The sequence below is a fragment of the Allobosea sp. genome (genome assembly GCF_035944895.1).
GTDB lineage: Bacteria > Pseudomonadota > Alphaproteobacteria > Rhizobiales > Beijerinckiaceae > Allobosea.
The window spans coordinates 179,514-193,193 of sequence record NZ_DASZAT010000004.1 but is presented as its reverse complement, the minus strand read 5'-3'; the positions used below and the strand labels follow the sequence as shown (position 1 = coordinate 193,193).

The 13,680-nt window shown below is 67.1% G+C and carries 12 protein-coding genes and 1 pseudogene; 2 read left to right on the top strand and 11 right to left on the bottom strand.

Features of this window, described 5'->3' with window-relative positions; translation table 11 throughout:
• The 3 genes and pseudogenes from VGV58_RS02435 to uraD all read right to left on the bottom strand — a co-directional run.
• Positions 1 to 246: pseudogene (locus VGV58_RS02435) on the bottom strand (allantoinase PuuE); the annotation flags it as partial.
• A gap of 155 nt (positions 247 to 401) precedes the next feature.
• Entirely contained in the window at positions 402 to 1,451 is a 1,050-nt protein-coding gene (locus VGV58_RS02430) for an ABC transporter substrate-binding protein (protein WP_326872373.1), read from the bottom strand.
• Positions 1,452 to 1,534: 83 nt separating this feature from the next.
• Positions 1,535 to 2,095: a 2-oxo-4-hydroxy-4-carboxy-5-ureidoimidazoline decarboxylase gene (gene uraD / locus VGV58_RS02425; protein ID WP_326872372.1), complete on the bottom strand. Its 561-nt coding sequence runs from the start codon at positions 2,093 to 2,095 to the stop codon at positions 1,535 to 1,537.
• A gap of 178 nt (positions 2,096 to 2,273) precedes the next feature.
• On the opposite strand from uraD, the gene VGV58_RS02420 reads away from it, so the two are divergent.
• Positions 2,274 to 3,209 (top strand): LysR family transcriptional regulator, encoded by a 936-nt coding sequence (locus VGV58_RS02420; RefSeq protein ID WP_326872371.1) that lies wholly within the window; start codon positions 2,274 to 2,276, stop codon positions 3,207 to 3,209.
• Between the two features lie 171 nt (positions 3,210 to 3,380).
• On the opposite strand, the gene VGV58_RS02415 is transcribed toward VGV58_RS02420, so the two are convergent.
• From VGV58_RS02415 to VGV58_RS02380, 8 genes are all read right to left on the bottom strand, one after another.
• Complete coding sequence (locus tag VGV58_RS02415) at positions 3,381 to 4,607, bottom strand: MFS transporter (protein ID WP_326872370.1); 1,227 nt, start codon at positions 4,605 to 4,607, stop codon at positions 3,381 to 3,383.
• A 434-nt stretch (positions 4,608 to 5,041) separates the two neighbouring features.
• Positions 5,042 to 6,208, bottom strand: a complete 1,167-nt coding sequence (locus tag VGV58_RS02410) for an NAD(P)/FAD-dependent oxidoreductase (protein ID WP_326872369.1) — start codon at positions 6,206 to 6,208, stop codon at positions 5,042 to 5,044.
• An 11-nt stretch (positions 6,209 to 6,219) separates the two neighbouring features.
• Entirely contained in the window at positions 6,220 to 7,830 is a 1,611-nt protein-coding gene (locus VGV58_RS02405; protein ID WP_326872368.1) for an FAD-dependent oxidoreductase, read from the bottom strand.
• Positions 7,831 to 7,944: 114 nt separating this feature from the next.
• Positions 7,945 to 8,697, bottom strand: coding sequence for an amino acid ABC transporter ATP-binding protein (locus VGV58_RS02400; RefSeq protein WP_326872367.1), 753 nt, complete (start codon positions 8,695 to 8,697; stop codon positions 7,945 to 7,947).
• Between the two features lie 2 nt (positions 8,698 to 8,699).
• Entirely contained in the window at positions 8,700 to 9,551 is an 852-nt protein-coding gene (locus tag VGV58_RS02395; protein WP_326872366.1) for an amino acid ABC transporter permease, read from the bottom strand.
• A complete protein-coding gene (locus tag VGV58_RS02390) occupies positions 9,548 to 10,288 on the bottom strand; it encodes an amino acid ABC transporter permease (RefSeq protein WP_326872365.1) in 741 nt (246 codons plus the stop codon). The genes VGV58_RS02395 and VGV58_RS02390 overlap by 4 nt, the downstream gene beginning before the upstream one ends.
• 157 nt (positions 10,289 to 10,445) lie before the next feature.
• Positions 10,446 to 11,267: a transporter substrate-binding domain-containing protein gene (locus tag VGV58_RS02385; RefSeq protein ID WP_326872364.1), complete on the bottom strand. Its 822-nt coding sequence runs from the start codon at positions 11,265 to 11,267 to the stop codon at positions 10,446 to 10,448.
• 88 nt (positions 11,268 to 11,355) lie between these two features.
• Positions 11,356 to 12,357 carry a GlxA family transcriptional regulator gene (locus VGV58_RS02380; protein WP_326872362.1) on the bottom strand — a complete coding sequence of 334 codons (1,002 nt, stop codon included), beginning with the start codon at positions 12,355 to 12,357 and terminating at the stop codon, positions 11,356 to 11,358.
• A 55-nt stretch (positions 12,358 to 12,412) separates the two neighbouring features.
• Here VGV58_RS02380 and VGV58_RS02375 point away from each other — a divergent pair, with 55 nt between their 5' ends.
• Positions 12,413 to 13,663: a sarcosine oxidase subunit beta family protein gene (locus VGV58_RS02375; RefSeq protein ID WP_326872361.1), complete on the top strand. Its 1,251-nt coding sequence runs from the start codon at positions 12,413 to 12,415 to the stop codon at positions 13,661 to 13,663.
• The last annotated feature ends 17 nt before the right edge of the window (positions 13,664 to 13,680 follow it).

Below are 13,680 nucleotides of genomic sequence, written 5' to 3'. Positions count from 1 at the left end.
GGCGCGCGAGCCGTATTCGTAGATCGACTCCATGTTCATATGGCGCTGGCCGGGCCAGGGCGCGGCGCCGACGATCTCGGAGAGGAAGGCTTCCGAGGCGGCATCGCCATGCAGGATGTTGTTCTCGCCGCCTTCCTCGTAATTGACCACGAACTGCACCGCGATCCGCGCCTGCCCCGGCCAGCGCGGATGCGGCGGGTTGCGGCCATAACCGACGAGGTCGCGCGGGTAGGGGGAGGCGTTCATCAGCTGATTCAAGTCCATGCGAGGATGATTCAGGAACGGCCCGCAAGCCGTTGGAAGAAGAGTCGTTTCTCGCGATCCGATTTACCGCAGCGGCAGCAATCGCTGAAGCGGCGGAAGCGCCGCCCCCGCCGCTCCCATGGCGTATGCCCAGCGCCCTACCCTGCGAGCGAGCGAATCCGCTCCTGGTCCGGCGGCAGGAACGAGCGATCGAAAACCTCGCGCAGGGACGGCGTGCGCGGCAGTTTCTTGGTCTCGACGATCAGGGCGATCAGGCGGCCGAGGCGAGCATCGTCCATGTCGCCGATGCCGATCCGCTTGCCTTCCGGATGCGCCATCTCGCTCTTCAGCGTGCCGACGAGACGGGTCAGGTTGACGTCGCGCCGGATCGACGGCTCGCGCTTGGCCAGCGCCTCGATCGCGACATTGGGGTCCTTCGTCGTGTCGGACAGGGCCCGGTTGAAGGCGCGCACCATGCCCGACAACGCCCGCGGATTGGCGCTGTAGAGTTCGCGCGTCACGAACAGGGTGTTGCCGTACATGTCCGGCAGGTGGTCGGCATAGTTCAGGAAGCGCAGCTCCTTGCGCCCGTCGATGCCAAGCGGCGCCACAGAGGCGATGATCGTGTTGACGAAGCCGAACACGCCTTGCGCGCCCTTGCCCTTCAGCATGTCGGCGACCTGGTTGCCCATCGCGGCCGGCGACTCGACGACCTTCACCTTGCTGGCGTCGACGCCGTTGGCGCGCGCGAACATGTCGAAGGTGATCAGCGCGGCATCGACCGGATGGCCCGAGATCGTCTTGCCTTCGAAATCCTTGGGCGAGCGGATCGGGCTGTCGGCGGGAACGGCGATTGTGAAGGGCACGCTGTTGAAGGTGGTCCAGATCGCCACCGGCCCCTGGTTCGGAGCACTGCGGGCGATGCGCTCGATCAAGGCCGAGATATCGCCATAGCCGACATCGAAATTACCGGCCTTCACCTGCGGGATGATCGCGGCCGCGCCATCGCCGGGCGAGAAGGCGATGTCGAGGCCCTCCTCGCGCAGATAGCCGCGATCCTGCGCCAGCAGGAAGAACGAGACCGGGCCCGACAGCGAGGTGTTGAGCAGCAGCTTGTAGCGCTGCGCCTGGGCGGAGGCGCTCAAAGGGATGGCGGCCGCGCTGGCGGCGAGGCCGGCGGAAAAGACCCTGCGGTTAATGCTCGGCACGATGGTTCCTCCTGCAAGATGACAATGAGCTCGCGATGCCGGGAGACACCTGCTCCCTTCGGATTGCTACGTCGCCACTGCCCTCAGGCCGCGCGGGAGGCCTGCGTCTCATCGGTCACCTGCGCGAGGCGATAGCGGGTGATGAAGCCGATCTGGGCGAGCGCTTCCTCACGCTCCGGGGCGGTGTCGCGCGCCGCACGGCGGGCCAGCTCGGCATAGATGCCGGCCTTGGTGTAGTGCCTGACGCAGGCGATGAACGGGAAACCGTGGCGCTCGCGATAGGCGCGGTTGAGCGTGTCGATCTGGCGGACCTCCGCCTGCGTCAGGCTGGTGAGGCCGGCGCTGGCCTGCTCGACATCCGAGGACTGGGTCAGCTCGCCCCGCTTCGCCTCGCGCCCGGCGAGCTCCGGGTGGGCGCAGAGCAGCGCAGTCAGCTTCGCCTCGTCGCTGCCGCGGACGGCGGCGACCATCGCCGCGTGCATCGCGTCGATGCTGGCGAAGGGGCGCGCCGCGAAGGCCTCCTCGGCGACCCAGGGCGAGTGCTCGAAGATCGCGCCGAAGGCGGACACGAAGCCGGGCCGATCCATGGCGTTGATCGCCGCCAGCGTGAAGGGCGGCTGCATTGCTTTGGAAGAGGGCGTCATCTTCGGATCCTGTCCTTCGGAATATGGCCGGCGCGAGCGGCTCGCAGTGGCACCCCGGCTTTAGCGCATGCCGCGTTTCATTGAGATCGGGCGCCGCCAATTCCCATTATTTGCAAAGCCGAATAGAGCTTGAGAGGATCAGCCTGCCGGGACCGTTGCGTCGCAGGGATCGTCGACCATGCTGCCTCAGGAGAACCCCCTCGACGCACAGCTCCTGCGGGTTTTCTGCATCCTCCTGGCGGAGCGCAGCGTCACCAGGACGGCCGCGCGCCTGAACCTGTCGCAGCCCGCGATCAGCCTCGCCCTGAAGCGCCTGCGCGAGATTTTCGGCGACCAGCTGCTGGTGCGCAGCCGCGACGGCATGGTGCCGACCGAGCGGGCGCTCGCACTGCAGCAGACCGCGATCAAGGCGCTGGAGGAGCTGGACAACCTCCTGCTCGACCCCGACAAGCCCGATCCCGCCTCGAGCCTTCAGACCTTCACCATCGCCCTGCCCGACTATGTTGCGCCGGCCTATCTCGCGGGCGCCGTGCGCGAATTTCGTCAGCGTGCTCCGAACGCGCGGCTCGTCCTGCGCTCACTTGGCGGCGATTTCGATTTCGAGGGTGCTCTCGCCGCCGGCACGATCGACATCGTCATCGGAAACTGGCCGTCGCCGCCGGCCTATCTGCGCACGTCGACGCTATTCGAGGACGATGTGGTCTGCCTCGTCGATCGCGACCATCCGTTCACGCGGGCCACGCCGTCGCAGACGGAGTTCCTGACCGCCAGCCATATCGCCCCGGCGCCCTACTCGATCGCGCATCGCGGTGTGGTCGAGACCCATCTGACGAAGATGCGGATCAGCCGCGAGCGCCGCCTGGTGATCTCCTATTTCGCGATGGCGCCCTACATGCTCGTCGGGACCGACCTCGTCTATATGAGCAGCCGGCATTTCGCGCGCTATTTCACCACCATCCTGCCGCTGACCATCGTGGAGCCGCCGCTGGAATTCCCGCGCATGCGCTTCTACCAGCTCTGGCACGACCGCACCCAGCACTCGCCGATGCATCACTGGCTGCGCCAGGTCCTGACCCGCAACCGCCTGCCGGACGAGCCTGCAACGAGCCAATAGAACCCCAGCCCGGACCCCATGAACGAAAACGGCCGCCCGCCGGTGATTGGCACCGAGCGGGCGACCCAGTCTGACGGGCGCTGCTTTCCGTCATCTGCGACGGAGAACCGCTGCCGCCAAGATAGCGCCTCGCGACGCTCGCGGCTTCTGCGGCCGCGCCCCCCGGCTTCCCTACTTCCCGGCCTTCTTGAAGGCTGGGATGAACTTGATGATCAGGATCACGGTGGCCGCTTCGAACAGGGCGACCATCCAGAGCCCCGGCGACATCAGCCCCGTCGCATCCTTGATCACGCCCATGGCGAAGGGTGCGCCGAACCCGGCGAGATTGGCCACCGAGTTGATCAGGGCGACGCCCGCCGCCGCGGCCGAACCCGAGAGGAACAGGTTGGGCATCTGCCAGAACACCGGGATGGCGCTCATCGTGCCGATGATGGCGAAGGCCAGCGCGACCAGAGCGAAATAGGAGCCGTTCGGGATCAGGAAACCCAGCGCCGCCATCGACACCGCCCCGACCAGGGCAGCGACGCCCGTGTGCAGCCGCGCCTCCCGATGGCGGTCCGAGCTCCGGCCGATCAGGATCATGCCGGCGGCGCCGCAGAGATAGCAAACCGCCATGATCCAGCCGACGGTGGCCGGGCTGGTGAAGCCGAGCTCACGCACCGCGGTCGGGCCCCAGAAGGTCAGGGTCGAGTTCGCGAGGATGATGCAGAAGTAGATCGCGATGAACTGCCAGACCCGGGGGTCACGCAGCGACTTCATGATCTTGTGCTCGCGCGGGCCAAGGGCGGCGCGGTCGCGCTCCAGGTCGGCGAGGATCAGGCTCTTCTCCCTGTCGGTGAGCCAGTTCGCCTTCTCGGGCTTGTCGGTCATGTAGAACAGGGTGACGATGCCGGCGATCACCGAGGGAATGCCCTCGATCAGGAAGACCCACTGCCAGCCGGACCAGCCATTGGCGCCGTTGAGCTGGGTCATGATCGTGCCGGCCAGCGGCCCGCCGAGCACGCCGGCCAGGGCCGAGGCGGACATGAACAGGCCGAAGGCCTTGGCGCGCCGCTCGGTCGGATACCAATAGGTGAGATAGAGGATGATGCCGGGATAGAAACCGGCCTCGAACACGCCCAGCAGGAAGCGCAGGACATAGAACTGCATCGGCGTCGTCACGAACATCATCGCGACGCAGGTGATGCCCCAAAGCATGGTGATGCGGGCGACGGTCTTGCGCGCGCCGATCCGTTCGAGCAGCAGGTTGCTCGGAACCTCGAACAGGAAGTAGCCGATGAAGAAGATGCCGGCACCGAGGCCGTAGATCGCCTCGCTGAACTTGAGATCGTTCAGCATCTGCAGCTTGGCGAAACCGATATTGACCCGGTCGATCCAGGCGAGGATCCAGAGGATCATCAGAAATGGAATGAGGCGCCAGGTAACCTTGCTGAAAGCCGCATCCAATTGCTGCGATGATGATGAGCCCTCGGAGATGTCTGCTCCGTGAGTGACGGCTGTCGACATGATGATCTCCCCTCTGTGCCGCGGTCTTCAGGTTCGACCCGACCACTGGCTTCGATCATGCCGAATAATCCGAATGGCCTTCCACGGTGAGACCGGTTCCGAAATGCCCATTATTTGCGGATTGAATAAGCATTTGCGGATTGAATGAGCTTTGCCCGGCAAGACCGCCGGCTGCCGCATGGGACATGCGCGCGAGCCCTCTCCCGGAACGGGCGAGAGGGCCTGTCGTGCTTCCGCGGCCCTCCTGTCGCAGAGGGCCCCATGTCTCCAGCCATGTAACCGGATAGCCCCGGAGCAAGCCCGAGCGCGACGGTTCCTCGCCGCTTCTACGCCGCCACCGCCTCGGTCGCGGCAGTCACCTGCCAGCCCTGCAAGTCGCGCCAGTTCGGCTCCAGCTCGGCGAAGCGCGCCAGGCTGAAACTGGAGATATCAGCGAAGCCGCAGGCGCCGTCGACGACGAGATCGCGGATCGCCCGTCCGCTCGCCGGCGAGAGGCCGAAGCCGACGCTCGACAGCGTCGCCACCACGACATTGGCCTGCGCAGCGAGCCGGTCGATCACCGGCCGTCCATCCGGCGTGTTCTCGATCACGCCGGCCCAGGAGCGGATGATGCGAGCATGCGCCGCCTTGGGCAGCAACTCAGCGAGGCGCTTTCCCATATGCAGCATCAGCGGCGTGGTCGGCTTAGGCAGCGTGCCCTCCTCCGCCATGGCCAGCCATTCGTGCGGGCCGCCGCCATAGGCGAGGTTGCCGCGCAGCGTCTGGCGGCCATAGAGCCCGCAGCCGTCGACGCCGCCGAGCGGCATCAGCGGCAGCGGCTCGGTCACGATCATCTCGCAGCGGGCCGACTGCACCGGCACCTCCTGCCCGAGCATGGCGGAGAGCCGGCCGGTCTGCGGGCCGGCTGCCAGCACGAGAGTGTCGCAGCCGATCTCACCGCGATCGGTCTCGACGGCAACGACGCGGCCGCCCTCGGTCCGGAAGCCGGTAACGGTGGTGTGCTGCAGGATGCGGCCGCCATGGTCCTGCATCGCCCAGGCATAGCCCTGCAGCGTGCGATGCGGATTGGCATGGCCGCCGAATTTGTAGTGATAGCCGCCGACCACGGTGTCGCCGGCCAGCGGCACCATCTCCTTCGCCTGCTTGACGTCGAGCACGTCGGACTCGAAGCCCTGCCGCGCGGCATTGCGCAAGGCGCGGCCATAGAGCGCCATCTGGTGCTCGCTCGAGGCGAGGCGGACACGCTCGCCCCTGAACTCGGTCGGGTACCCCAGCAGTTCGTCCATGATCGGCCAGAGCCGCTGCTCCTCGGCGAAGAGTGGCGAATGGTGGTGCGAGCAGCCGCCGCCATTGCGGCCGGAGGCTTCCCAGCCGATCAGCCCCTTCTCCAGCACCAGCACGTCGACACCCTCCCGCGCCAGCCACCAGCCGGCCGAGAGGCCGGTAACGCCGCCGCCGACGATCACGACCGAGGCTCCCTTGATCTCGCTCATAGCCTTCAGCCTCACTCGCTCGCGACGGGGCCGGTCGCGTCATTGGTCGCGACGGTGTAGCGCGCCGGCACCTCCCAGAACGGCACCCATTGCGCATGCATGCCGAACCAGGTGTCCCAGTGCTCGGCCTGCTCGGGCGCCTCGGGCACATGCACGGTCATCGCCAACGCCATCGGCCGGACCGGAGCGCGATAGCCGGCGAGCGGGATGGCCGAGAGCGGCTGTGCCGCGCCGAGCGCGAGCAGTGCCGCGACCTGCTCGCGGCAGCGGCGACCCTGACAAGGTCCCATGCCGGCGCGCGTCAGACGCTTGACTTGGTCGGGATTGGGCGGGCCGTCGCCGAGCAGAGCCGAGAGCGAGCGGTCGTTGCGACGCTCATTCTGCCAGTCGAGATAGCGCGGCGGACGGACCTCCAGGATTTCCCGGGCCGTCACCTCCTCGCATTGGCAGACATGGAATTCGGCGCGCGCCTCGATCACGCTCGCCCGGACCCAGGCAAGGCGATAGGCGGAGATGTCGTAGCCCGGTGCTGACGGTGCCACCGTTTCCGTCTCGGCACTTTCCTCCCCGAGCGCCGCGACCGCGCGGGCGGCCTCAGCCTCGGCGATGGCGCGGTCGCGCGTCTTATCCGCCCAGATGCCGGCGCAGTCGCCGACGGCGTAGACATTGGCGAGACTGGTGCGCTGGCTTGCATCGAGCACCGGCGCATAGCCGCCGCGCTCGGCCTGGAAGGCGACCTTGCAGCCAGCGGCGTCGATCAGGTCGATGACCGGCGTCGCGCCGACCGCGAGCACGATGCCATCGCAGGCAATGGTGCGCTCGTCGCCTATCGGGCGGCCCTCCCCGTCGAGCTTAGCGACCAGTGCCGCTTCGACGCCGTCGCGGCCTGTGGCCTCGCGCACGACATGGCCCGCCAGGATTTCGATGCCACCGGCGCTGAGGCTCGCCAGCAAGTCCGCATCGCCGATCGGCTCGGCCGCCTGCTCGACGATGGCGGCGATCGTGACACCAGCGTCGCGCAGGGCGAGCGCGGTGGTCAGCGCCTCCGTATTCGAGCCGAGAATCACGACCTTGCGCGGGCCGAAGGCGTCATAGCGCGTCGCGAGATTAAGCGCGGCGGTAGCGCCCATCACGCCGGGCTTCTCCCAGCCGGGAAAGCCGAGGCCCATGTCGCGGCGGCCGCAGGCGAGGATGACGTGCTGCACCTGGACGAGGATGCTGCTCTCCTCATCGGCGAGGCCGGCGACGAGGCCGGGCATCCAGCCGAGCGCCGGACCGTTGGCGTAGAGCCCCCAGCAGGCGGTGCCCAGGCGAAGATCGACGCCGGCCTCGAACGCCTCCGCGATCCGCGGCTCGGAGGCGACGAAGGCTTCCATCATGGCGTTGCGGTTGCGGGCGCTCGCCGCCATGCCCTGGCCGAAATGCAAGGGGACGTCGTCGCCCATCGTCCTGAACGGAACCGGGTTTTCATCGACGAGCAAGACGCCAAAGCCCCGCGCCGCCGCTCCGATCGCGGCTTCGAGCCCGGCCGGGCCGGCGCCGATGACGAGAACATCGACGCTCTCGGCGATGGCGAGCGGCTTGCCGGTGACGGATTTGGGATCGGAGGCCGGGACGGTCATGGGCTGCGCTTTCGAATGACTGGGCTCATTCTTGGCGCCGGCGCCTGGCGGAGCCGGCCGGTTTGCGACATCGACCGGCCGGGACGCGACATCCAGGCCGCAGGACCTTGCCGCTCAAAGCACCTGTTCGAGGAAGGCGCGGGTGCGGGACTCGCGCGGCGCGCCGAAGAACTCGGCCGGCGGCGCATGCTCGACGATGACGCCGCCATCGGTGAAGTAGACGTGGTCGGCGACCTCGCGGGCGAAGCCCATCTCATGGGTGACGAGGATGCAGGTCATGCCCTCGGCCGCGAGATCGCGGATGGTGACGAGCACCTCCTTCTTGGTCTCGGGATCGAGCGCGGCGGTGACCTCGTCGAAGAGCATCACCTTCGGATTCATCGCCAGCGAGCGGGCGATCGCGACGCGCTGCTGCTGGCCGCCGGAGAGTTCGCCCGGATAGGCGTCGTGCTTGTGCGACAGCCCGACCTTGGCGAGCAGGCGCCTGGCCCGCTCCCCGACCTCGGCAGGGTCCTGCTTCAGCACATGGATCGGCGCCATCATTACGTTCTGAAGCGCCGTCTTGTGCGGGAAGAGATTGTATTGCTGGAAGACGATGCCGACGTCGCGGCGCAGCGCCAGCTTGTCCAGCGCGGGATCGTTGACCTGCCTTCCGGCGACGGTGATCGAGCCCTGGCTGATCGGCACCAGCGCGTTGATGCAGCGCAGCAGCGTCGACTTGCCGGAGCCGGACGGACCGATGATGCAGACGGTCTCGCCGCGGCGGATGGTGAGGCTGACATCCTTGAGCACGACGAAGGCGCCGAAGGCCTTCTCGACGCCCTCGACGACGACGACCGGCTCGCCGAGTTCATGCTTGGCAGCCATGGTCATCCCTTCACGTTGAAGCGGCGCTCGAGCGCCATGGTCAGGCGCGCGATCGGGTAGCAGTAGGCGAAGAACATCAGAAGCAGCATCAGGTACATCGGCAGCATCAGCTCGGGCCGGCTCTCGGCGACGAGGGCGGCGCGCGTGATGGTGAGCCCGTCCTGGATGCCGACCACCGAGATCAGCGTCGTCGCCATGGTCAGGATGGCGTAGAGGTTCATCCAGGGCGGCAGCATGCGTTTGACCGCCTGCGGCAGGATGATCATCCACATCGTCTGGCGGCGGGTGAAGGCGAGCGCCTCGGCCGATTCCCATTGGCCCGACGGGATCGAACGGATGCCGCCGCGCACGATCTCCGAGACATTGGCCGCGACGGGCAACGCCAGGCCGATGATCGCCTTGATCCAAGCCGGGAAGGCGATGGTCACCGGCCCGAGCCTGATCTCGAAGGGCAGGAGGAACATCGCGTAGAACAGCAGCACCAGCCAGGGCGCATTGCGGAAGAACTGCGTCGCCGCCCAGGACGGCTGGCGCAAAGCGGCCGAGGGCGAGACCTGGCCGATGCCGAACAGCACGCCGACCGCGGTACCGAGCGCCATCGAGAGGACGCTGATCAAGAGGTTGAACAGGAAGCCCTGGAAGATCAGTGGCGCCCAACGCAGCAGGATGGTGACGGCGCCATCGCGTGCCGCCGGTGCCGTCGCCTGCGCCACCGCCAGCGAGGCGGCGAAGAGCACGGCGACGCCGGCGACGAGGCCGGCGCTGAGCACCATCGGCGCAGCGAGCCCGCTCGGCGCGATCGGTGATGCGCGGAACGGCTTCAGGACCGGGAGATCAGTTGCGGCTAGCTTCATGGCATGTACCCGGGAATGCGCATGGCCCGCTCCCAGCGATGCATCACCCAGACCAGCACCGCGACGAGCAGCACATAGACGACGAGCAGCACGTTCATCATCTCGCGGACGTTGAAGACCTCGGACCAGATCTGCGACGCCGCGTAGAGCAATTCGGGAACGCCGATGGCGTAGGCAAGCGTCGTCGTCTTTACGAGGTTGACGAGGTTGTTGTTGAGCGCCGGCAGGCAGATGCGGAAGGCGAGCGGCAGCACGATCTGGCGCCAGAGCTGGAAGCGGGTGTAGCCGAGCGATTCCGCCGCCTCGACCATCGTCTCCGGCACCGCCTCGATCCCGGCGCGGAAGATCTCGACATTGAAGGCGCCGGCGAAGAGCGAGAAGGCGATGATGGCCCAACCCGTCCCGCTGACTAGCGGCGACTGTCCGCCGAAGCCATCGGAGACGGTCGGCAGCAGGCCGCCTACGGCGAAGTAGAAAAAGGAGAGCTGCACCAAAGGCGGCGTGTTGCGAAAGAACTGGACGTAACCCCGCACCAGCAGACGGCCGAGCCGCGAATTGCTGCCGGCGATCCAGACGCCGAGCAGCCCGATGGCGAGCGAAGCGAGGATCGAGACGACGCAGATATAGGTCGTCGTCCACAGCCCGGTCAGGAAGCGCGAGCGGTCGAAGGCGTCGTAGAAGATCGAGAAGTTGAGGCCGTGGACCTCGTTCAGGCGCTCGAAGAAAGCGGCGATCATAGATTGCGGCTAGCCGTTGTGATGATCCGCCACGTCATCCCGGACGCAGCGAAGCGGAGCTCCGGGATCCATCGTAGAGGGCAGCGCCCTCCGATGGATCCCGGGGCAAGCCCGGGATGACGTCGCGTAGCTGGCATCGGCAGAGCCCGATGAGGCTTCAGGAGCCGCCCTTCAGCTTCTTGTTGGTCTCGATCAGGTAGGGGCTCTGCTTGATGCCCCATTTGGTCTCGAGCGCGAGCAGCTTGCCGCTCTTGTGCCAGTCGACCGACATCTCCTTGACCAGCTTGCCGAAGGCGCCGTCAAGATCTTCCAGCCGCACGCCGATCGCCCAGAGCTGCGGGTCCTCGGAGGTCAGCGGCATCTCGTAATTCGCCCATTTCGGATCGCCGCCCGACAGGGTCGAGACGATCAGCGTGTCGTCGAACAGGAAGGCGACGCAGTTGTTGCCCTGCAGCGCATTCAGCCCGTCCGGCACCGAGGGGAACACCACCATCTCCGGCGAATACATCTGCGAGACGCGGCGGTTGTAATAGGCACCCTGCACGGCGCAGACCTTGCGGCCCTTGAGGTCTTCCCACTTCTTCAGGCCGGCGCTCTTGGGCGCGAGCACATTGGTGGCGCCGGCATAGTAATTCGGCTCGATCATGCCGATCTGCTTGCGACGTTCGGCCGTGTCGCCGAGCGTCGCCAGGATCATGTCGATGCGGCCCTGGCGCAGGAACTCGATGCGGTTGGCGGCGATCACCGGCACCATCTCGAGCTTGACGCCGATCTTGGTGGCGACCTCCTGGGCGAGATCGATCTCGAGGCCGACGATCTTGCCTGACGGGTCGAGGAAGCCCCAGGGCTTGTAGTCGTTCTTGACGCCGACGGTGAGGACGCCCTTTTCCTTGATCTTGGCGAGCGTGTCCTGGGCGAAGGCCGGCACGGCGGCGAGCGTGGCGGCGAGTGCGAACGCCAGCGCGGTCAATCGTTTCATCGGTCGCGATCCCCTTGTCTTATTTTGAAGCTCTAGCTTCCGGCGGATCGGCGCACAGATTTGACCAGGTACGACGCTTTCTTGACTCTCAGCGGCGAGCCGGGCGGGCCTCCTGCAAGCGCTCGGCCCGCGGCGGATGGCCGAAGCGCTCGCGATAGCTACGCGAGAAATGACTGGCGCTGGCGAATCCGCAGGCGAGCGCCGTCTCCAGGATCGAGAGGCTGGTCTGGCGCAGCAGGTCGCGGGCGCGGTCGAGGCGCAGGGCGAGGTAGTGCTCGCCGAGCGAGCGGCCGAGATGCTGGCGGAACAGGCGTTCGAGCTGGCGCAGCGAGACATTGGCCAGACGGGCGAGATCCTCGCGCGCCTCGGGCGTCTCGATGGTCTGTTCCATGCGGGCGATCACGCGCAGCAGGGGGGCATGGGCGATGCCGAGCCGCTCGCGCAGCGGCATGCGCTGCGGCCCCGCTCCCTCCCTGACATGGGTCTGCAGGAACCATTCGCTGACCGCGAGCGCGAGCTCGCTGCCATGCTCGCGCGCGATCACCCCGTGCAGCATGTCGAGCGGCGCCGTGCCGCCGCTGCAGGTCAAACGGTCGCGATCGATCTCGTAGAGCGAGCGCCGCAAATCGAGATCGGGATATTCCTCCAGGAAGGCCGGCGCATGCTCCCAGTGAATGGTGAAGCGATAGCCGGAGAGCAGGTTGGCGCGCGCCAGCAGATAGGGCCCGCCCGAGACGCCGCCGATTTTCACCCCGCGCCGCGCCAGCTGGCGCAGCCAGGCGAAAGTCGGCTGGTGATGAAACAGCGCCGGATTGCCGCCGGCGCAGACGAAGAGATAGTCGAGCCTGAGCTCGGCGCCGACGCTGGCGTCCGCGGCGATGGCGACGCCGTTCGAAGCCGGGGCCGCGGCGCCGTCGATCGAAACATGACTCCAGCGATAGAGCGCTCGGCCCGAGAGCCGGTTGGCGGCACGCAAAGGCTCGATCGCCGAGGCGTAAGGCAGCAGCGCGAAGTCGGGGATCAGCAGGAAGCCGACATGGGTCGGCGCGCTGTCGTCGCTTTCAGGCAATCTGATGTCGCTATCGAGCATGTCGGCGAGCCTATGTCGGTCAATCTCGCGATGACAAGACCGCCCGGACCCGTCGATGCGTTATTCCATCTTCTCGCTGCTGTCGCAGACCCTGCAGGGCCACAAGGGCTGGACTCCCGCCTGGCGCGATCCCGCGCCGAAGCCCGAATACGACGTGATCATCATCGGCGGCGGCGGCCATGGCCTGGCGACGGCGCATTACCTCGCCAGCCGGCACGGCATCACCAATGTCGCGGTGCTGGAGAAGGGCTATCTCGGCTCCGGCAATGTCGGCCGCAACACCACGATCATCCGCTCGAACTACCTGCTGCCCGGCAATACCCCGTTCTACGAGCTCTCGATGAAGCTCTGGGAGGGGCTGGAGCAGGACCTGAACTACAACGCCATGGTCAGCCAGCGCGGCGTTTTGAACCTCTACCATTCCGATGCCCAGCGCGACGCCTTCGCCCGGCGCGGCAATGCGATGCGGCTCGCCGGGGTCGATGCCGAGCTGCTGGGTACCGAGCAAGTCCGCGCGATGCTGCCCTATCTCGATTTCGACAATGCGCGGTTCCCGATCGAAGGCGGGCTGCTGCAGCGCCGCGGCGGCTCGGCCCGGCACGACGCCGTCGCCTGGGGCTTCGCCCGCGCCGCCGACAGCCGCGGCGTCGACATGATCCAGAACTGCGAGGTCACCGGCATCACCATGTCGGGCGGGCGCGCCATCGGCGTCGAGACCTCGCGCGGGCCGATCCGGGCGAAGAAGGTCGCCATGGCGGTCGCCGGTAATTCCTCGCGCGTCGCGGCGATGGCAGGGATGCGCCTGCCGATCGAGACCCATGTCCTGCAGGCCTTCGTCTCGGAGGGGCTGAAGCCGCTGATCGACTGCGTCGTCACCTACGGCGCCGGCCATTTCTACATCAGCCAGTCCGACAAGGGCGGTCTCGTCTTCGGCGGCGACATCGACGGCTACAATTCCTACGCTCAGCGCGGCAACCTGCCGGTGATCGAGGACGTGATGGAATCTGCCATGGCGCTCTGGCCGGGCCTCGGCCGGGTGCGGATGCTGCGCCATTGGGGCGGTGTCATGGACATGTCGATGGACGGCTCGCCGATCATCGATACGACGCCGGTCGACGGGCTCTATCTCAATGCCGGCTGGTGCTATGGCGGCTTCAAGGCGACGCCAGCCTCGGGCTTCTGCTTCGCCCATCTGATCGCGACGGGTCAGCCGCACCCGGTCGCCACCGCCTATCGGCTCGATCGCTTCGCCACCGGGCGGGTGATCGACGAAAAGGGCGCAGGCGCCCAGCCGAACCTGCACTGACCGCGCGCTGCCGAGGA

Excerpts from the sequence above, each read along its gene's own strand:
- uraD (WP_326872372.1), bottom strand. The coding sequence starts at position 2,095 with ATGACGCCCTCTTCCAAAGCAATGCAGCCGCCCTTCACGCTGGCGGCG.
- VGV58_RS02420 (WP_326872371.1), top strand. The coding sequence starts at position 2,274 with ATGCTGCCTCAGGAGAACCCCCTCGACGCACAGCTCCTGCGGGTTTTC.
- VGV58_RS02415 (WP_326872370.1), bottom strand. The coding sequence starts at position 4,607 with ATGATCCTCTGGATCCTCGCCTGGATCGACCGGGTCAATATCGGTTTC.
- VGV58_RS02410 (WP_326872369.1), bottom strand. The coding sequence starts at position 6,208 with ATGAGCGAGATCAAGGGAGCCTCGGTCGTGATCGTCGGCGGCGGCGTT.
- VGV58_RS02405 (WP_326872368.1), bottom strand. The coding sequence starts at position 7,830 with ATGACCGTCCCGGCCTCCGATCCCAAATCCGTCACCGGCAAGCCGCTC.
- VGV58_RS02400 (WP_326872367.1), bottom strand. The coding sequence starts at position 8,697 with ATGGCTGCCAAGCATGAACTCGGCGAGCCGGTCGTCGTCGTCGAGGGC.
- VGV58_RS02395 (WP_326872366.1), bottom strand. The coding sequence starts at position 9,551 with ATGAAGCTAGCCGCAACTGATCTCCCGGTCCTGAAGCCGTTCCGCGCA.
- VGV58_RS02390 (WP_326872365.1), bottom strand. The coding sequence starts at position 10,288 with ATGATCGCCGCTTTCTTCGAGCGCCTGAACGAGGTCCACGGCCTCAAC.
- VGV58_RS02385 (WP_326872364.1), bottom strand. The coding sequence starts at position 11,267 with ATGAAACGATTGACCGCGCTGGCGTTCGCACTCGCCGCCACGCTCGCC.
- VGV58_RS02380 (WP_326872362.1), bottom strand. The coding sequence starts at position 12,357 with ATGCTCGATAGCGACATCAGATTGCCTGAAAGCGACGACAGCGCGCCG.
- VGV58_RS02375 (WP_326872361.1), top strand. The coding sequence starts at position 12,413 with ATGCGTTATTCCATCTTCTCGCTGCTGTCGCAGACCCTGCAGGGCCAC.